General features: G+C 71.9%; 11 protein-coding genes and 1 tRNA gene. 11 read left to right on the top strand and 1 reads right to left on the bottom strand.

Annotated elements, in window-relative coordinates; translation table 11 throughout:
• Positions 1-54: 54 nt before the first annotated feature.
• The gene (locus tag ACZ5GP_RS12490; RefSeq protein WP_468750828.1) at positions 55-2,517 is read right to left on the bottom strand and encodes a DEAD/DEAH box helicase; all 2,463 of its coding nucleotides are present in this window, start codon (positions 2,515-2,517) and stop codon (positions 55-57) included.
• An 80-nt stretch (positions 2,518-2,597) separates the two neighbouring features.
• Between ACZ5GP_RS12490 and bldG the strand changes: the two genes are divergently transcribed.
• The 11 genes from bldG (at position 2,598) to ACZ5GP_RS12435 (ending at position 19,158) form a co-directional block, all read left to right on the top strand.
• On the top strand, positions 2,598-2,939 hold the full coding sequence (bldG, locus tag ACZ5GP_RS12485) for an anti-sigma factor antagonist BldG (RefSeq protein ID WP_003975386.1): 342 nt from the start codon (positions 2,598-2,600) through the stop codon (positions 2,937-2,939).
• A gap of 81 nt (positions 2,940-3,020) precedes the next feature.
• Complete coding sequence (locus ACZ5GP_RS12480; RefSeq protein ID WP_468750827.1) at positions 3,021-3,461, top strand: ATP-binding protein; 441 nt, start codon at positions 3,021-3,023, stop codon at positions 3,459-3,461.
• Between the two features lie 515 nt (positions 3,462-3,976).
• Positions 3,977-6,379, top strand: a complete 2,403-nt coding sequence (locus ACZ5GP_RS12475) for a sodium-translocating pyrophosphatase (protein ID WP_468750826.1) — start codon at positions 3,977-3,979, stop codon at positions 6,377-6,379.
• Between the two features lie 249 nt (positions 6,380-6,628).
• Positions 6,629-7,201: a small secreted protein gene (locus ACZ5GP_RS12470; RefSeq protein ID WP_468750825.1), complete on the top strand. Its 573-nt coding sequence runs from the start codon at positions 6,629-6,631 to the stop codon at positions 7,199-7,201.
• A 90-nt stretch (positions 7,202-7,291) separates the two neighbouring features.
• A complete protein-coding gene (locus ACZ5GP_RS12465) occupies positions 7,292-8,806 on the top strand; it encodes a DUF7059 domain-containing protein (protein ID WP_468750824.1) in 1,515 nt (504 codons plus the stop codon).
• Positions 8,807-8,950: 144 nt separating this feature from the next.
• Positions 8,951-9,148 (top strand): hypothetical protein, encoded by a 198-nt coding sequence (locus ACZ5GP_RS12460; protein ID WP_358586141.1) that lies wholly within the window; start codon positions 8,951-8,953, stop codon positions 9,146-9,148.
• Between the two features lie 414 nt (positions 9,149-9,562).
• Positions 9,563-12,415 (top strand): type I DNA topoisomerase, encoded by a 2,853-nt coding sequence (gene topA / locus ACZ5GP_RS12455; protein ID WP_468750823.1) that lies wholly within the window; start codon positions 9,563-9,565, stop codon positions 12,413-12,415.
• Positions 12,416-12,556: 141 nt separating this feature from the next.
• Positions 12,557-15,865: a dTMP kinase gene (gene tmk, locus ACZ5GP_RS12450; protein WP_468750822.1), complete on the top strand. Its 3,309-nt coding sequence runs from the start codon at positions 12,557-12,559 to the stop codon at positions 15,863-15,865.
• A gap of 225 nt (positions 15,866-16,090) precedes the next feature.
• Positions 16,091-17,296 (top strand): DNA polymerase III subunit delta', encoded by a 1,206-nt coding sequence (locus tag ACZ5GP_RS12445; RefSeq protein ID WP_468750821.1) that lies wholly within the window; start codon positions 16,091-16,093, stop codon positions 17,294-17,296.
• 169 nt (positions 17,297-17,465) lie between these two features.
• Positions 17,466-18,995, top strand: coding sequence for an alpha/beta hydrolase (locus ACZ5GP_RS12440; protein ID WP_468751266.1), 1,530 nt, complete (start codon positions 17,466-17,468; stop codon positions 18,993-18,995).
• Between the two features lie 89 nt (positions 18,996-19,084).
• Positions 19,085-19,158, top strand: a tRNA-Thr gene (locus ACZ5GP_RS12435).
• Positions 19,159-19,214 lie beyond the last annotated feature (56 nt).

The following is a 19,214-nucleotide window of genomic DNA, read 5'->3' as shown; positions in this document are numbered from 1 at the left end:
GCCCCCAGCCCCAACCCCGCCCCGACCCGCACCCTCAGCCCCAGAGGCCCGCCCCTAGGCCCCGGGGCCGGCCTCCGCATCGCGCAGCAACACGGAAAGCAACCGAACGGCCCCCCGCTTGTGCAACGGCTCGTTGCCGTTGCCGCACTTGGGTGACTGGATGCACGAGGGGCATCCGGCCTCGCACTCGCAGGACGCGATCGCCTGCCGCGTCGCCGTCAGCCACTCCCGCGCCGTGTGGAAAGCCCGCTCGGCGAACCCCGCCCCGCCCGGATGACCGTCGTACACGAACACCGTGGGAAGGAGAGTGTCCGGATGCAGCGGCACGGAGACGCCGCCGATGTCCCAGCGGTCGCACGTGGCGAACAGCGGCAGCATGCCGATGGAGGCGTGCTCGGCGGCGTGCAGGGCGCCGCCGAGGATCTCGGGATGGACGCGGGCGGCGTCCAGCTGATCCTCGGTGACCGTCCACCAGACGGCGCGCGTCCGCAGCGTACGAGGAGGGAGTTCCAGCTTGGTCTCGCCGAGGACCTCGCCCGTGATGAGTTTCCTGCGCAGGAAGGAGACGACCTGATTGGTCACCTCGACGGAGCCGTAGCACAGGCGGCCCTCGCCCCAGGGGACCTCCACATCCGTCTCCAGGATGGAGATCGCCGTGGTGTCGCGCGCGGTCGTCGAGTACGGCGGCGCGGCCTCCTCGACCAGGGCGACGGAGTCCTCCAGGTCGAGGTGGCGCACGAGATACGTGAGGCCCTGATGGAGGTGGACGGCGCCTTCGTGCACGGTGGTGTGCGCGGCGGACGCGTCGACGGTGCCAAGGAGCCGGCCCGTGCCCTCCTCGACGATCTGCACGGGCCTGCCGCCCTCGCCGCGGATGTCGGTCAGGTCGGCGGCCCGCTCCCGGCGGGTCCAGTGCCAGGCCCGCGCCCGGCGGCGCAGCAGTTTCGCGGCCTCCAGCTGTGGTAGCAGCTCCTCGGCGGCCGGACCGAAGAGAGCCAAGTCGTCGTCGACGAGCGGCAGTTCAGAGGCGGCGGCGCACAGGTGGGGAGCGAGGACGTACGGATTGTCGGGGTCGAGGACGGTGGACTCGACGGGCTGCTGGAACAGCGCCTTGGGGTGGTGGACGAGATACGTGTCCAGCGGGTCGTCCCGGGCGACCAGCACGGCCAGGGCCCCTTGCCCGGAGCGCCCCGCACGCCCGGCCTGCTGCCACAGGGAGGCTCGTGTGCCGGGATAGCCCGCGATGACGACGGCGTCCAGACCCGACACGTCCACGCCGAGTTCCAGGGCGGTGGTGGCGGCGAGGCCGAGGAGTTCGCCGGAGTGCAGGGCGCGCTCCAGGGCGCGGCGCTCCTCGGGCAGGTAGCCGCCGCGATAGGCCGCGACACGGCGGGCCAGGGAGCGGTCGACCTCGGCGAGACGTTCCTGCGCGATCACCGCGATCAGCTCGGCGCCGCGCCGGGAGCGCACGAAGGCGACCGAGCGGACGCCCTGGACGGTCAGGTCGGTGAGGAGGTCGGCGGTCTCGGCCGTGGCGGTGCGGCGCACGGGGGCGCCCTTCTCGCCGTGCAGGTCGGTGAGCGGCGGCTCCCACAGGGCGAAGACGAGGTCGCCGCGCGGTGAGGCGTCGTCGGCGACCTCCTTCACGGGCAGCCCGATGAGGCGCTCCGCGGAGACGGCGGGTTCGGCGGAGGTGGCGGAGGCCAGCAGGAAGACGGGCTCGGCACCGTAGCGGGCACAGAGGCGGCGCAGCCGGCGCAGCACCTGGGCGACGTGCGAGCCGAAGACACCGCGGTAGGTGTGGCACTCGTCGATGACGACGTAGCGCAGGGCGCGCAGGAACGAGGACCAACGGGGATGGGAGGGGAGGATCCCGCGGTGCAGCATGTCGGGGTTGGTCAGGACGTAGTTGGCGTACTGACGCACCCATTCGCGCTCTTCGAAGGGGGTGTCGCCGTCGTACACGGCGGGGCGTACGGCGTTGCCGAGAGGGGCGGCGAGTTCCCGGACGGCGCGGCGCTGGTCGGCCGCCAGGGCCTTGGTGGGGGCCAGGTACAGGGCGGTGGCGCCCCGCCCGTTCGGCGCCTCGGAGCCGTCGACGAGCGCGGAGAGGACGGGCGCGAGGTAGGCCAGGGACTTGCCGGAGGCGGTTCCGGTGGCGACGACCACGGACTCGCCGTCCAGCGCGTGCTCCGCCGCCAGCGCCTGATGGGCCCAGGGGCGCTCGATGCCTGCCGCCCGAACGGCGGATATGACCTCCGGACGGATGCGGTCGGGCCAGACTGCATACCGAGCCGCACGTGGGGGCAAGTGCTCCGTATGAGTGACGCGCGACGCACGGCTCGGCCCCGCGGTGAGCCGGTCGAGGACCACCTGCGGGGACGTCTGTGCCGGGGTGCCCACAGAGGCTCCTCCGGAGGAAGAAATTTCGGCCATCGGCATCGAGTGTGTCACTGGCGGGATGGACAATGGTCCAAAGGCGTCGTGCACGCCTGCCGGTAAGTGATTGAATGCCATCGCGGCTGGCTATCCGTCCTGGGGGCTCTGCCGAGGTGTCCCGAGGGATGACCGCTCGATAGCAAGGTGCTGGAGGATCCGTGGACCTGTCCCTGTCGACCCGTACCGTCGGCGATCGTACGGTCGTCGAGGTCGGTGGCGAAATCGATGTATATACCGCGCCCAAGTTGCGCGAGCAGTTGGTCGAGTTGGTGAACGACGGCAGCTTCCACCTTGTCGTCGACATGGAGGGCGTGGACTTCCTCGACTCCACCGGGCTCGGCGTGCTGGTCGGCGGCCTGAAGCGCGTGCGTGCCCATGAGGGCTCGCTGCGCCTGGTCTGCAACCAGGAGCGCATTCTCAAGATCTTCCGCATCACCGGCCTGACCAAGGTGTTCCCCATTCACACCTCGGTCGAGGAAGCAGTCGCCGCCACCGACTGACGCCGGGGGTGGCAGTACAGCAGGGGATCGGGCCTGCGGCCCGGTCCCCTGACAGCACGCGCGTACGTCCGAGGGGGATGCATGGCCACCGTTGAGCTTCGTTTCAGCGCGCTGCCCGAGCACGTCAGGACGGCTCGCCTGGTGGCGGCCGCGGTCGCGCGCAGGGCCGGAGTGGACGAGGCCGTTCTCGACGAGGTCCGGCTCGCCGTCGGCGAGGCCTGCACGCGCGCGGTCGGGCTGCACCAGAGCAATGGCGTCACGGCCCCGGTGCGGGTCGCGCTGACCGAGGACGAGAAGCAGTTCTCCATCGAGGTCGGCGACGAGGCGCCCCGTTCGGCTCCTGGTGACCGGGCGCCCGGCGGGCGGCCCGGCCGGGGTGACGAGCTGGAGGCCGAGGGCGAGGACGAGATGGGTCTCGCCGTCATCAGCGGCCTCGTGGACGACGTCGAGGTCACCGCGGGTGAATCCGGCGGCCTGATCCGCATGACCTGGCCTACGACCCCCGCGCCACTCGTGCCCTGACTCGGCCGACGCCACTCGTGCCCTGACTCGGCCGACGCCGATCGTGCCCTGACTCGGCCGACGCCGATCGCGCCCGTTCCGGCCGGTACCACTCGCGCCGCGATCCTGCCCGCGCGCCGCTCATCACGTGATTCCGCCCGTGTCGCCCGCGCCGCTCGTGACCTGATTGTGCCGTCGCCGCTCGCGGCGTGATTCCGCCCGCCTCTCCGCCCGCGCCCGGAGCGCTCCCGCGACGCATCCACGCCGCTCCTGAGCCGCGCGGGCCGCCCCGACAGGCCTTGTCATCACCACGGTGAACAGGGCCTTTTCTTATTCTGATCATTTATCGTTCTAGATCAATGATCCGTCGTCAACGGTTTTGAGGCATTACCGCTTTTGGGGCCAAACTTTGGCCGCGATCGTTTGCTGAGAAGCAATCTCAGGCCAATTGCGTTAGTGGCGCTCTGTTTTGATCAGGTTCCGCTCCCTACAATCCGTCCACATCTTGAGCTCAGCCCAAGCGTCAAGGAGGACGAATGGCGGGGCTTTCTACCCCTCATCAGTTTGACCACCCCTCAACCTTCGCAGCCGCAGTCCTGACGGACGACAATCGTCTTATCGTGATGGTCATCGCGGCCGTCGCGCTCGCGGCGCTCGTCGTCGCCGGGGTCCTGGTGCGCCAGGTGCTCGCGGCCGGCGAGGGCACCGACAGCATGAAGAAGATCGCCAGGGCGATCCAGGAAGGCGCGAATGCCTATCTGGGCCGCCAGCTCCGCACGCTCGGCGTATTCGCCGTCGTCGTGTTCTTCCTGCTCATGCTGTTGCCCGCGGACGACTGGAATCAGCGCGCCGGACGATCGGTCTTCTTCTTGATCGGAGCGGCGTTCTCGGCGACCACCGGCTATATCGGTATGTGGCTCGCGGTGCGCAGCAATGTGCGCGTGGCGGCCGCGGCCCGAGAGGCCACCCCGGCACAAGGCGAGCCGGAAAAGGATCTCACCGCCGTCTCGCACAAAGCCATGAAGATCGCTTTCCGCACGGGTGGCGTCGTCGGCATGTTCACGGTGGGGCTCGGTCTGCTGGGCGCCTCCTGTGTGGTGCTCGTCTACGCGGCCGACGCGCCGAAGGTGCTCGAAGGATTCGGACTCGGTGCCGCGCTGATCGCGATGTTCATGCGTGTCGGCGGCGGCATCTTCACCAAGGCCGCCGACGTCGGCGCCGACCTGGTCGGCAAGGTCGAGCAGGGCATTCCGGAGGACGATCCGCGCAATGCCGCGACCATCGCCGACAACGTGGGCGACAACGTCGGCGACTGCGCCGGCATGGCCGCCGACCTCTTCGAGTCGTACGCCGTCACGCTCGTCGCCGCGCTGATCCTCGGCAAGGTGGCGTTCGGCGACTCCGGGCTCGCCTTCCCGCTGATCGTTCCGGCCATCGGCGTCGTGACGGCGATGATCGGCATCTTCGCGGTGGCACCGCGGCGCGCCGACCGCAGCGGCATGAGCGCCATCAACCGCGGCTTCTTCATCTCCGCGGTGATCTCGCTGCTGCTCGTCGCCGCGGCCGTGTACGTCTACCTCCCGTCCTCGTACGCGGAGCTGGAAGGCGTCACGGACACGGCGATCGCCGGCCACGGCGGCGACCCCCGGGTCCTCGCCCTCGTCGCCGTGGCCATCGGCATCGTCCTGGCGGCCCTCATCCAGCAGCTCACCGGCTACTTCACCGAGACCAACCGGCGCCCCGTCAGGGACATCGGCAAGACCTCGCTGACGGGCCCGGCGACCGTCGTCCTGGCCGGCATCTCGCTCGGCCTGGAATCGGCCGTCTACACCGCGCTGCTGATCGGGCTCGGCGTGTACGGGGCGTTCCTGCTCGGCGGTACGTCGATCATGCTCGCCCTCTTCGCGGTCGCCCTGGCCGGCACGGGCCTGCTGACCACGGTCGGCGTCATCGTCGCCATGGACACCTTCGGACCCGTCTCCGACAACGCGCAGGGCATCGCCGAGATGTCCGGTGACGTCGAGGGCGCGGGCGCGCAGGTGCTCACCGACCTGGACGCCGTCGGCAACACCACCAAGGCCATCACCAAGGGCATCGCCATCGCCACCGCGGTCCTCGCGGCATCGGCGCTCTTCGGGTCGTATCGCGACGCCATCGCGACCGCGGCCAAGGACGTCGGCGAGAAACTCGGCGACGGCGCCCCGATGAACCTGGTGATGGACATCTCACAGCCCAACAACCTGGTGGGCCTGATCCTCGGCGCCGCGGTCGTCTTCCTCTTCTCGGGGCTGGCGATCAACGCGGTGTCGCGGTCGGCCGGGGCCGTGGTCTACGAGGTGCGGCGGCAGTTCCGCGAACACCCCGGGATCATGGACTACACCGAGCAGCCGGAGTACGGGCGCGTCGTCGACATCTGCACCAAGGACGCGCTGCGCGAGCTGGCCACACCAGGTCTGCTCGCCGTGCTCACGCCGATCGCGGTCGGCTTCTCGCTCGGCGTCGGCGCGCTCGGCTCGTTCCTCGCCGGCGCGATCGGCACGGGCACGCTGATGGCGGTCTTCCTCGCCAACTCCGGCGGCGCCTGGGACAACGCGAAGAAGCTCGTCGAGGACGGCCACCACGGCGGCAAGGGCAGCGAGGCCCACGCCGCGGTCGTCATCGGCGACACCGTGGGCGACCCGTTCAAGGACACCGCCGGCCCGGCGATCAACCCTCTGCTGAAGGTGATGAACCTGGTGGCGCTGCTCATCGCGCCCGCCGTCATCAAGTTCAGCTACGGGGACGACGCCAGCGTCGGCATGCGGGTACTGATCGCGGTGCTCTCCATCGCGGTCATCATCGGCGCGGTCTACGTCTCCAAGCGGCGGGGCATCGCCGTCGGGGACGAGGGCAACGCCGGACGGGCGGCCAAGTCGGCTGATCCGGCGGTCGTTTCGTAACGCGGGAAGGACGCGTCCAACACGCGGGCGGCCGGCGCATTCTGACGCGCCGTCCGCCCGTCGGCGTGCGGGCCCCCGCCCCCGGACACCGGACCTGACCCGGACGGTCCGTGAGCCTTCTCTCCCGGTTCCCGTGCTCCCCTTGGTGCAAATGGCTGCAATAGGGGATGCGTCGGACCCCGGACATGCGTTTGTCGCTCGTTTGGCGTGTAAGTTCCGGGGCCGAGAGCCACGGAAGGGACCAATCCGGTGAACAAGAAGCTTGCAGCCGCACTGTCCGGCGGTGCGGTACTGGTACTCGCGATCTCAGGGTGCAGCAGCAGTGACGACGGCAATGAGGAACTGGACGGCTGGGCCAAGAAGGTCTGTGACGGCGTCCAGCCGCAGTCGAAGAAGATCGCGGCCGCCAACGCCGCGATCCAGAAGGAGACCTCCGACAACAGCTCCCCGGCCGCCGTCCAGAAGACCGACTCCAAGGCGTTCCAGGACATGTCCGACGCCTACAAGGCGATGGGCGACTCCGTGAAGGGCGCGGGCGCCCCGCCGGTCGACGACGGCAAGAAGAAGACGGACGACGCCGTCAAGGAGCTCAACGCCATCTCCAAGTCGTACGACGGCCTGAAGAAGCAGGTCGACGGCCTGGACACCAAGAACCAGGCGGACTTCGCCGACGGCCTCAAGGACGTCGCGGGCGAGCTGGACAAGCTGAGCAAGAGCGGCAACGAAGCACTGGAGAAGCTCCAGGAGGGGGAGGTCGGCGAGGCGATGGGCAAGCAGGACAGCTGCAAGAGCGCGTCCGCCACGCCGTCGGCCAAGAACTGACCCCTTCCGGCCGTACGTTCTTTGCCACGCCCTCGGCGCCCATGGCGGCGCCGAGGGCGCCGGTGTCCCCCCGCGGGCCACAATGGGGGGGTGAGTAACGCCAGCCTCCCCCTGCCCTCGCCCGATCGCGCCGACGCAGCCGCCTCCCTGCGGAGGGCCCTGCTCGCCGCCGACTTCACCGCCGACGGGCTGCTCGAACTGCTCGGCGCGCCCGCCTACACCGCGCTGGCCCGCGGCGAGACCGTGCCCGCCCTGCGGGCCACGCGCGCGGACGGCGCCCTCGCGGCCCTCGTGCGCCTCTTCCTGCTCCAGGAAACCGTCCCTCACGCGCGCGTGGCCGACGTTCTGCCCGTCGACGCGCTCCTGGAGAGCGGTTGGCTGGCTGGGCAGGACGCGGGGCTGCGGGCGACGGTGGACGTACGGCCCTATGGCGGACCCGGCGGCGAGGACTGGTTCATCGTCTCCGACCTGGGCTGCGCGGTCGGCGGCGCCGGCGGCATCGGGAACCACGACGAAGGCGTCGTCCTCGGCGTCGGCGGCGCCTCCACCACGCTCGCCGGGATCACCGTGCGGATGCCGGTCGACAGCGCGCTCGACCTCGGTACCGGCTCCGGCATCCAGGCGCTGCACGCCGCGCAGCACGCCACGCGCGTGACGGCGACCGACCTCAATCCCCGGGCGCTGCGGTTCACCCGGCTCACGCTGGCGCTCTCCGCCGCCCCGGAGGCCGATCTGCGGGAGGGCTCGCTCTTCGAGCCGGTGGGCGAGGAGACGTACGACCTGATCGTGTCGAACCCGCCCTTCGTGATCTCGCCCGGCGCCCGGCTCACCTACCGGGACGGCGGGATGGGCGGGGACGATCTGTGCCGGTCGCTCGTTCAGGAGGCGGGGGAGCGGTTGAACGAAGGGGGGTACGCGCACTTCCTGGCCAACTGGCAGCACGTGGACGGCGAGGAGTGGCAGGACCGGTTGCGCTCCTGGGTGCCGCGTGACTGCGACGCCTGGATCGTGCAGCGCGAGGTGCAGGACATCACGCAGTACGCCGAGCTGTGGCTGCGGGACGCGGGGGACCACCGCCAGGACCCCACGTCGTACGCGGAGCGGTACGAGGCGTGGCTGGACGAGTTCGAGGCGCGCGGGACGCGGGCCGTCGGATTCGGCTGGATCACGCTGCGCAAGACCGGGGCGGCCGAGCCGAGCGTGACCATCGAGGAGTGGCCGCACCCCGTCGAGCAGCCGCTCGGCGAGACGGTGCGGGAGTTCTTCGACCGCCAGGACTACCTGCGCGCCCACGACGACGCCGCCCTGCTCGGCGCGCACTTCAAGCTCGCCGACGAGGTGGTGCAGGAGCAGGTGGGGCTGCCGGGCGCCGAGGACCCCGAGCACGTCGTGCTGCGCCAGCACCGGGGCATGCGCCGGGCCACCAAGGTGGACACGGTCGGCGCCGGGTTCGCCGGCGTGTGCGACGGATCGCTGAGCGCCGGACGGATCCTGGACGCCATCGCCCAACTGGTCGGCGAGGACCCGGTGTTGCTGCGGGACCGCACGCCCGCGCAGATCAGGCTCCTGGTGGAGCAGGGCTTCCTGCTGCCGGTCCAGGCGTAGGGGCGCGCGGCGGCCCTCCGCCGTTCACCCCGATTTCGCGCCCCCGATTCCCGCGCGTGCCAGCCTCCAGGCCACGGCCGCGCACCAGCACGCGCACGGCCGCACCACAAGCGTCGGGCGAGGCTGTACGGGGAGGCAAAGACCATGGAGAGCGCACCAGCGATCTTCGCGGGGACGGTGTTCGCGCTGTTCGGCGCCGGACTGCTGCTGTGGACCGGGGCCCGGGTCGCGCACCGCGCGCCCGTCGCCCAGGGTGTGAGCCCCGTCGCATCGGCGACGCTCGCCGCGCTCGTGGGCCTCGTCGCCCTGCTGCTCGGCGTGTGGTGTTTCACGCGGCTGTGAAACCGCCGGGCCGCAGCCCCGGACCGCTTCCTTCCGGTGGGCCGGAACCTCGGGTTCCAGCAGGGTCGGGGCGCCGCGCCGGGGCGGCCGGACGGCCGTGATCCGGTGGACCGGAAGGGATCGCTCCGGTGATCGCGGGGACGGCGCCGGGCCGCGTCCCGCGCCACGGCCGGGCCGGGCGCCGAAACAGCGGGTCGCCACTCCGGGCGGCAGGAATGGCGGTAGTCGGGTTACCGTTCGAGTGGCCGTTGCGGGCTTTTCCCGTTTGACACGGGGGCGGGATGTACCGTCACACTCCGCAGCGACAGCGCAACGCAAGCCATGCGGGCACTGCCACCGCACTGTCACGAGCACCGCGACCAAGCGATGCCACCGCGCACTGCCACCGAGCGTCGACCGGAGAGAAGAGCGAAGTTGTCCCCGACCAGCGAGACCGCACAGGGCGGCCGCCGACTCGTCATCGTCGAGTCGCCTGCCAAGGCGAAGACGATCAAGAGCTACCTCGGCCCCGGCTACGTAGTCGAGGCCAGCGTCGGGCACATCCGCGACCTCCCCAACGGTGCCGCGGAGGTACCCGACCAGTACACCGGCGAGGTGCGCCGCCTCGGCGTGGACGTCGAGCATGACTTCGCGCCCATCTATGTCGTCAACGCCGACAAGAAGGCCCAGGTCAAGAAGCTCAAGGACCTGCTGAAGGACTCCGACGAGCTCTTCCTGGCCACCGATGAGGACCGCGAGGGCGAAGCCATCGCGTGGCACCTCCTCGAAGTCCTCAAGCCCAAGGTCCCCGTCCACCGGATGGTCTTCCACGAGATCACCAAGGACGCGATCCGCAGCGCCGTCGCCAACCCGCGCGAGCTCAACAAGCGCATGGTCGACGCCCAGGAGACCCGCCGCATCCTCGACCGCCTCTACGGCTACGAGGTCTCGCCGGTCCTGTGGAAGAAGGTCATGCCGCGCCTGTCGGCCGGCCGCGTCCAGTCGGTGGCCACCCGCCTCGTCGTCGAGCGGGAGCGCGAGCGCATCGCCTTCCGCTCCGCCGAGTACTGGGACCTGACCGGCACGTTCGGCACCGGCCGCGCCGGTGACGCCTCCGACCCCTCGCAGCTGGTCGCCCGGCTCGCCGCGGTCGACGGCAAGCGCGTCGCGCAGGGCCGTGACTTCAACTCCGTCGGCCGGCTCAAGTCCGACACCCTGCACCTGGACGAGGCGGGCGCCCGCTCCCTGGCCGCCGCCCTCCAGGAGACGGCCTTCTCCGTACGGTCCGTCGAGTCCAAGCCCTACCGCCGCTCGCCCTACGCCCCGTTCCGTACGACGACGCTGCAGCAGGAGGCCTCGCGCAAGCTCGGCTTCGGTGCGAAGGCGACCATGCAGGTGGCCCAGAAGCTGTACGAGAACGGCTTCATCACCTACATGCGTACGGACTCCACGACCCTGTCCGACACGGCGGTCACCGCCGCCCGCGCACAGGTCACCCAGCTCTACGGCGGCGACTACCTGCCGGACAAGCCGCGTACGTACGCCGGGAAGGTGAAGAACGCGCAGGAGGCGCACGAGGCGATCCGTCCCTCGGGTGATCGTTTCCGCACGCCCGCCGAGACCGGCCTGACCGGTGATCAGTTCCGGCTCTACGAGCTGATCTGGAAGCGGACCGTCGCCTCCCAGATGAAGGACGCGACCGGCAACTCCGTCACGGTCAAGATCGGTGGCCGTGCCGCCGACGGCCGCGACGCCGAGTTCAGCGCGTCCGGCAAGACCATCACCTTCCACGGCTTCCTCAAGGCCTACGTCGAAGGCGCCGACGACCCCAACGCCGAGCTGGACGACCGCGAGCGCAGGCTCCCGCAGGTCGCCGAGGGCGACGCGCTGACCGCCGACGAGCTGTCGGTCGACGGCCACGCCACCAAGCCCCCGGCCCGCTACACCGAGGCCTCGCTGGTCAAGGAGCTCGAAGAGCGCGAGATCGGCCGCCCCTCTACGTACGCGTCGATCCTCGGCACGATCCTCGACCGCGGATACGTCTTCAAGAAGGGGACGGCGCTCGTCCCCTCCTTCCTGTCGTTCGCCGTCGTCAATCTCCTGGAGAAGCACTTCGGGCGACTCGTCGACTACGACTTCACCGCCAGGATGGAGGACGACCTCGACCGCATCGCGCGCGGTGAGGCGCAGGCCGTGCCGTGGCTGCGGCGCTTCTACTTCGGCGAGGGCGGCGGCGAGGCCGCCGGCGGCGCGGCCGACGCGGGCAACGGCGACGGCGACCACCTCGGCGGCCTCAAGGAACTCGTCACCGACCTCGGCGCGATCGACGCCCGCGAGGTGTCGTCCTTCCCGGTCGGCGACGGCATCATGCTGCGCGTGGGGCGCTACGGCCCCTACATCGAGCGCGGCGAGCGCGACTCCGAGAACCACCAGCGCGCGGACGTCCCCGATGACCTGGCGCCCGACGAGCTGACCGTCGAGTACGCGGAGGAACTGCTCGCCAAGCCGAGCGGCGACTTCGAGCTGGGCGCGGACCCGGAGACCGGCCGCCAGATCATCGCCAAGGACGGGCGCTACGGCCCGTACGTCACCGAGGTCCTGCCCGAGGGCACCCCGAAGACCGGCAAGAACGCGGTCAAGCCGCGCACGGCCTCGCTCTTCAAGTCCATGTCGCTCGACACGGTCACCCTCCAGGACGCGCTGAAGCTGATGTCGCTGCCGCGCGTGGTCGGCACGGACGCCGAGGGCGTCGAGATCACCGCGCAGAACGGCCGGTACGGCCCGTATCTGAAGAAGGGCACCGACTCGCGCTCCATCGAGAGCGAGGAGCAGCTCTTCACGATCACGCTCGAAGAGGCCCTGGCTATCTACGCCCAGCCCAAGCAGCGGGGCCGTGCGGCCGCGAAGCCGCCGCTCAAGGAGCTGGGCGAGGACCCGGTCAGCGGAAAGCCGGTCGTCGTCAAGGACGGCCGCTTCGGGGCGTACGTGACCGACGGCGAGACCAACGCGACGCTGCGGGCGGCCGACTCCGTCGAGGACATCACCCCCGAGCGGGGCTACGAGCTGCTCGCGGAGAAGCGGGCGAAGGGGCCGGCCAAGAAGACGGCGAAGAAGGCCCCCGCCAAGAAGGCCCCCGCCAAGAAGGCCGCCGCCAAGAAGACGACCGTCAAGAAAACGGCCGCCAAGAAGACCACGGCCAAGAAGACGGCCGCCACGAAGACCACGGCCACGAAGACCGCTGCCAAGAAGACGGCGGCTTCCAGCAAGGCGGCTTCGACGGAGGAGTGACCTCCCGCCCTCGCCGGGTGCCCCATGACGAGGCACCCGGCACCGGCACGTCCTGAGCAGGCCCTTGGCCTCGGGCGGGCGGGCCGCGCGCATGTTCGGGTGGGCATACGGGGAAGCGGCGCGTCCAGATAGGCTGGACGGATGACGCGTGCCGAGCAGCCAACGGCCGGAATCCCGGCCCCCGACGACGCCCTGGTCGCAGATTCCCGAGAGCGTGCGGTCCGCGCTCTGCTGCGCGTACCGCAGCTGAAGCGGTTGTGGAGCGCGCAACTCGTCGGCAGTGTCGGCGACGCGCTCGCCCTTCTCGTGCTGGTGATTCTCGCGCTCCAGTCGGCCATCGTGGAAGGCGCCTTCGGAGGCGGCTACCGCGGCGTGGCCTTCGCCATCACCGCGGTCTTCGGAGCACGCGTCCTCGCGACGCTGCTCTTCGGAGCGGTGCTCCTGGGCCCCCTCACCTCCCTCACCTCACCGGACGGGCCGCTCGACCGGCGCTGGACCATGGTCGGCGCCGACGGCGTGCGCGCCGCGCTGCTGATCGTCGCCCCGCTGTGGATCGACTGGACGCCGGACAACGCCCTCGCGGTGATCCTGGTGACGTCCTTCGTGGTCGGTGTCGCCGAGCGGTTCTGGACGGTCGCCCGGGAGAGCGCGGCGCCCGCGCTGCTGCCCGCGCCGCCCCTGGAGGGGGCGACCGTACGGCCGCTGCCGGACCACATGGACGCGCTGCGGCGCCTGTCGCTCCGTACGGGATTCGTGGCGCTGCCCCTCGCGGCCGCCGCGCTCGTCGGCATCACGCTCATCAGCAATCTGCTGGGCGCCGGCCTCGACTGGTTCCAGTCCCACCAGGCGGGGCTCGCCTCGTTCCTCGCGGCCGGGCTGTTCGCCGCGTCGCTCTCCATCGTCTACCTCCTCGAACTGCCCGCCGCGCAGACGCCCCGCGCGCGGAGCCCGCTCGAAGGGCTGCGCAGGCCGCGCACCGGCAGCGGCGCCGACAAGGGGCGCACGGGCGCGATCCCGCTGTTCGTCGCCGCCTGCGCCGCCGTCGCGGCCGCCATCGCCGCGGCCGTCGCCGTCGCCCTGCTGCACGCCAAGGACCTGGGCGGCGGGCCCGCCACGTACGGCCTGATCGTCCTCGCGCTGACCGGCGGCTCCGTCGTCGGCATCCGTACCGCGCCCTCCCTGCTGAGGACGCTCTCGCGCCGCCGGCTGCTCGCCCTGGCGATCGCCCTCACCGGCGTCGCGCTGCTCGCCGCGGGCCTCGTGCCGGACGTGACGACCGTGCTGCTGCTCCTGGCCCTCGCCGGGATCGGCGCGGGCGTCGCCGCGAACATCGGGCACGCCCTGCTCGACCAGGAGGTCGAGGACTACCGCCGGACGCGCACCGCGGAGCACCTCCAGGCCGTCGCCCGGCTGAGCGTCGCGCTGGGTGCTCTGGTGGCCCCCGCGCTCGCCGCCGTCATCGGCCCGCACCGCATGGTCAACGGCAAGTTCGTCTTCGACCACGGAGGCGCCGCCTTCACCCTGATGCTCGTCGGCGCGCTGCTCCTGCCCGTGGCCGCGCTGGTCCTCGCCAAGGCCGACGACCGGCAGGGCGTCCCCCTGCGGCACGACCTGCGGGACGCCCTGCGCGGCGGCGACGACCCCACGCAGGCGCCCTGCGCCACCGGCTTCTTCATCGCCCTGGAGGGCGGCGACGGCGCCGGCAAGTCCACCCAGGCCGAGGCGCTCGCCGAGTGGATCCGCGCCAAGGGGCACGAGGTCGTCGTCACCCGCGAGCCGGGCGCGACGCCCGTCGGCAAGCGGCTGCGGTCGATCCTGCTCGACGTGTCGTCGGCCGGTCTCTCGCACCGTGCCGAGGCCCTGCTGTACGCCGCCGACCGCGCGGAGCACGTCGACACCGTCGTACGGCCCGCCCTGGAGCGCGGCGCCATCGTCATCTCCGACCGGTACATCGACTCGTCCGTCGCCTACCAGGGCGCGGGCCGCGACCTGTCGCCGACCGAGGTCGCCCGCATCAACCGCTGGGCCACCGGTGGCCTCGTACCGAACCTGACGTGCCTGCTCGACGTGGCGCCCGAGGCCGCCCGCGAGCGGTTCACGGAGGCGCCCGACCGGCTCGAGTCGGAGCCCGCCGAGTTCCACGCGCGCGTGCGGTCCGGTTTCCTCACGCTCGCCGCGGCCGACCCCGGCCGCTACCTCGTCGTCGACGCCTCTAAGGAGCCCGAGGCCGTCACGACCGTGATCCGGCACCGGCTCGACATGGTCCTGCCGCTCTCCGAGGCCGAGGTGAAGGCACAGGAGGAGGCCCGCAAGGCCGCCGAGGAGGCGGCGCGGCGCAAGGCCGAGGAAGAGGCCGCGCGCAAGGCCGAGGAGGAGCGCCTGGAGCGCGAGCGCCAGGCGCAGCTCGCCAAGCTCCGGGCCGAGGAGGAGGAGCGCAAGCGGCGCGAGCTGGAGGAGGCCCAGCGCCGCGAGGCCGAGCGGCAGGCCGAGGAGGCCCGCAAGCGTGCCGAGGAGGCGCGCCGCAAGGCCGAGGAGGAGAAGGCCAGGCTGCTCGCCGAGGAGCAGCTCAGGGCCGCCGAGGAGGCCCGGCGCCGCCGGGAGGCCGAGGAAGAGGCCCGGCTGCGCGCCGAGGCGGAGGAGCGGCGGCGGGAGAAGCAGCGCAAGGCCGAGGAGGCGCTGCTGCGTGCCGAGGAGGCGCGGCGGCTCGCGGCGGCGTCCGCGGCTTCCGCGGCGGCGGCTGCGGCGGAGGCGGCCTCTACGTCGGCCTCTACGTCTGCGCCGTCCTCTACGTCGGCTTCCGCGTCCGGTTCCGGCGCGGTGCCGGGGGCGTCGGTGAGGCCCTCCGCGCCCGCGAAGTCCCCGGGGGCGGCCAAGTCCTCCGGGGCGGCCAGGCCTTCTGGGGGTGCCGGGTCGGCGAAGCGTTCCGCCCCGTCCGCGCCGTCCGTGCCTTCTGCGCCGTCCACCCCGTCCGTGCCGGACAACGAGACCACGGTGCCGACTCCCGTCGTGACGCCTCCCGGGGCGGCCGACGAGACCGCCGTACTGCCGCAGGTGCGGCCCGACGGGCCCGGCCCGGAGGACACCGCGGTGCTGCCGCAGCCGCCGGTCCCGGGTGCTGCCGACGAGACGGCCGTGCTGCCCGCCATCACCGAGGACAAGGTGCCGCCGGGGTACTTCAGGGACGAGCGTCCGGCGGCCCCCGCCGCGGCCCCCGCTCCCGAGGGGGACAACGAACGCACCCGTGAGCTGCCCCAGATCGACGAGCGGGGCACGCCGCGGCGCTCGGAGTCCCGCTGGGCGGAGGAGACGCCGTCGGACGACCTGCCGACGCTGGCCGACGAACTGCTCGGCTCGCGCGAGGACGCCGAGGACGCCGAGGGCCACCCGGGAGACGCCGGTGGCGCTGATGGCCAAGGCGGGCGCGGCCGTCGCGGCGGCCGTCGGCGTTGAGCGCGGAGGCACCCGCGAGCAGCAGGAGGCGGGTCGCCCGGAAGGCGCGCGGCCCGGAAGCGGGCGGTCCGGAAGGCGGGCGGTCCGGATTGTCAGTGGCGTGTCCCACAATGGGCAATCCGGGAATCCGGCAAGAGCAAGCAGAGCGGACAGAGCGGCGCGGAGCGGCGCGCGGCGTAAGGCGGTGGACCCCATGAGCGTGTGGGACGACTCGGTGGTGGCCTCGTGAGCGTCTGGGACGACCTGGTGGGCCAGGAGCGGGTGGGCGAGCAGCTGAGCGCCGCCGCCCGGGACGCCGACGCGCAGGTGACCGCGGTCGCCGCCCACACCCCCGTGCCGGACTCGTCGAAGATGACGCATGCCTGGCTGTTCACGGGCCCGCCGGGCTCCGGGCGGTCCACCGCCGCGCGCGCCTTCGCCGCCGCCCTGCAGTGCACCAGCCCGGACCGCGCCCTCGGCGGGGTCCCCGGATGCGGGTTCTGCGACGGCTGCCACACCAGCCTCATCGGCACGCATGCCGACGTGGAGGTGGTCCGTACGGACCTGCTGTCCATCGGCGTCAAGGAGACCCGCGAGCTGGTGCGCCGGGCGCAGCTGTCGCCCGCCGTGGGTCGCTGGCAGGTGATCGTCCTGGAGGACGCCGACCGCCTCACCGAAGGCGCGGGCAACGTCCTGCTGAAGGCCGTGGAGGAGCCCGCCCCCCGCACCGTGTGGCTGCTCTGCGCGCCCTCCCTGGAGGACGTGCTGCCGACGATCCGGTCCCGCTGCCGGCACCTGACCCTGCGTACGCCGCCGGTGGAGGCCGTCGCCGACGTGCTCGTACGACGGGACGGCATCGCGCCGGACGTCGCGGCGGCGGTCGCCCGCGCCACGCAGGGGCACATCGGCCGCGCCCGGCGGCTCGCCACCGATCCACGCGCGCGTGAGCGCAGGGCCGCGGTCCTGAAGCTGCCGTTGCGGGTGCAGGACATCGGCGGCTGCCTCAAGGCGGCGCAGGAGTTGATCGACACCGCGTCCGACGACGCGAAGCAGGTCGCGGAGGACGTCGACACCAAGGAGACCGAGGACCTGAAGAACGCGCTCGGCGCGTCGCAGGGCGGCCGGATGCCGCGCGGCACCGCGGGCGTGATGAAGGAGCTGGAGGACCGGCAGAAGCGCCGCAAGACGCGTACGCAGCGCGACAGCCTCGACCTCGCGCTCATCGACCTCATAGGGGTCTACCGCGATGTCCTCGCCCTGCAGCTGGGCTCGCGCGTGGCCATCGCCAACACCGAGGTGCAGGACATGCTGGAGCGCCTGGCCCTGGCGTCCTCGCCCGAGTCCACGCTGCGCCGCATCGAGGCGATCGGCGCCTGCCGCACGGCCCTCGACCGCAACGTGGCGCCGCTGCTCGCGGTCGAGGCGATGACGGTGGCGCTCCGGGCGGGCTGACGGCGACGGGGAGCCCAGCGAGTTGTCGGCCGTTGGACGGCGTCACCCGTACGAGTAAGGGCCGAGTACGACGTGTGATCGCCCGCTCTCGGAGAGTTAGGCTCGCGTGATGGACATCAGCCGTCACGGCCGCCCCGGACCCAGCCGCGGCCGCCAGCTCTCCTTCCGCATGTGCGGCACGCTGCTCGTGACCGCCGGGCTGCTCGTCTCCGGGTGCTCGTCGGGAAGTTCGACGGCGGACACCTCCATGGCCGCGCTGGCCAGTTCGACGCCTGCGGGGCTGGCCCCCTATTACGACCAGAAGCTCGGCTGGCGCGAGTGCGGTGTCGCCGGCTTCGAGTGCGCCTCGCTGAAGGTCCCGCTCGACTACGACAAGCCCGCGGCGGGCGACATCAAGCTGGCGGTGGCCCGCAAGAAGGCCACCAAGAGGAGCGGACGGCTCGGCTCCCTCCTGGTGAACCCCGGCGGGCCCGGCGGCTCGGCGATCGGCTATCTCCAGTCGTACGCGGCGCTCGGCTACCCCGAGGAGGTGCGCGCCCGCTACGACATGGTCGCCGTCGACCCGCGCGGCGTGGCCCGCAGCGAGCCCGTCACCTGCCTCGACGGCAAGAGCATGGACGCGTACACGCAGACCGACGTCACCCCCGACGACAGGCGGGAGACCGAGCAGCTGCGCACCTCCTTCGAGGAGTTCGCGGCCGGCTGCGAGAAGCGGTCGGCGGCCGTCCTGCCGCATGTCTCGACCGTGGAGGCGGCGCGCGACATGGACGTCGTGCGAGCCGCGCTGGGCGACGACAAGCTGTCGTATGTGGGCGCCTCGTACGGGACGTTCCTCGGCGCGACGTACGCCGACCTCTACCCGCAGCGCGTGGGGCGCCTGGTGCTGGACGGCGCGATGGACCCCTCCTTGCCGGCGCGCCGCATGAACCGCGACCAGACGGCGGGCTTCGAGACGGCGTTCCAGTCGTTCGCCAAGGACTGCGTGGCGCTCGGCGCGGAGTGCCCGCTCGGCTCCGGGAACTCCGCCGCGGCGGGCAGGCGCCTGAAGGCGTTCTTCGGCGAGCTGGACCGCGCGCCGCTGCCGGCCGGCGACACCTCCGGCCGCAGACTCGGCGAGGCCCTCGCGACGACCGGCGTGATCGCCGCGATGTACGACGAGGGGGCCTGGCCCCAGCTGCGGGACGCGCTGACCTCGGCGATGAAGGACAAGGACGGCTCGGCGCTGCTCGCGCTCTCCGACAGTTACTACGAGCGGGACTCCGACGGCACGTACGCGAACCTCATGTTCGCCAACGCCGCCGTGAACTGCCTGGACCTGCCACCCGCCTTCACATCGCCGGCCGAGGTCGAGAAGGCCGTCCCGGACTTCGAGAAGGCCTCCCCCGTCTTCGGCGAGGGCCTCGCCTGGTCCTCGCTGAACTGCGCGTACTGGCCGGTGAAGGCCACGGGGAAGCCGCACCGCATCGAGGCGAAGGGCGCGGCGCCCATCGTGGTCGTGGGCACGACCCGCGACCCCGCCACCCCCTACCGCTGGGCGCGGGCCCTGGCCTCCCAGCTCTCCTCGGGCCGCCTCCTCACCTACGAGGGCGACGGCCACACGGCGTACGGCAGGGGCAGCCGCTGCGTCGACGCGACGATCAACGCGTACCTCCTGGAGGGCAAGGCCCCACCGGACGGAAAGCGCTGCTCGCAGGGCTGAACCCCCGCCCCGAGAGGGGTGTGCGGAGCACCCCCGGAAACTGTGTAGACTTGGCCGCGTTGCTGATCGCACGATGGTGCGGACAGCGCGCCGCCTTAGCTCAGATGGCCAGAGCAACGCACTCGTAATGCGTAGGTCTCGGGTTCGAATCCCGAAGGCGGCTCTGCCGAAGCCTCAGGACTCACTCGCCGTGACCTGGGGCTTTTGCTTTTACCGGAT

It is taken from the genome of Streptomyces sp. NPDC031466, assembly GCF_055581265.1.
This window is presented reverse-complemented; position numbering and strand designations above follow the sequence as displayed.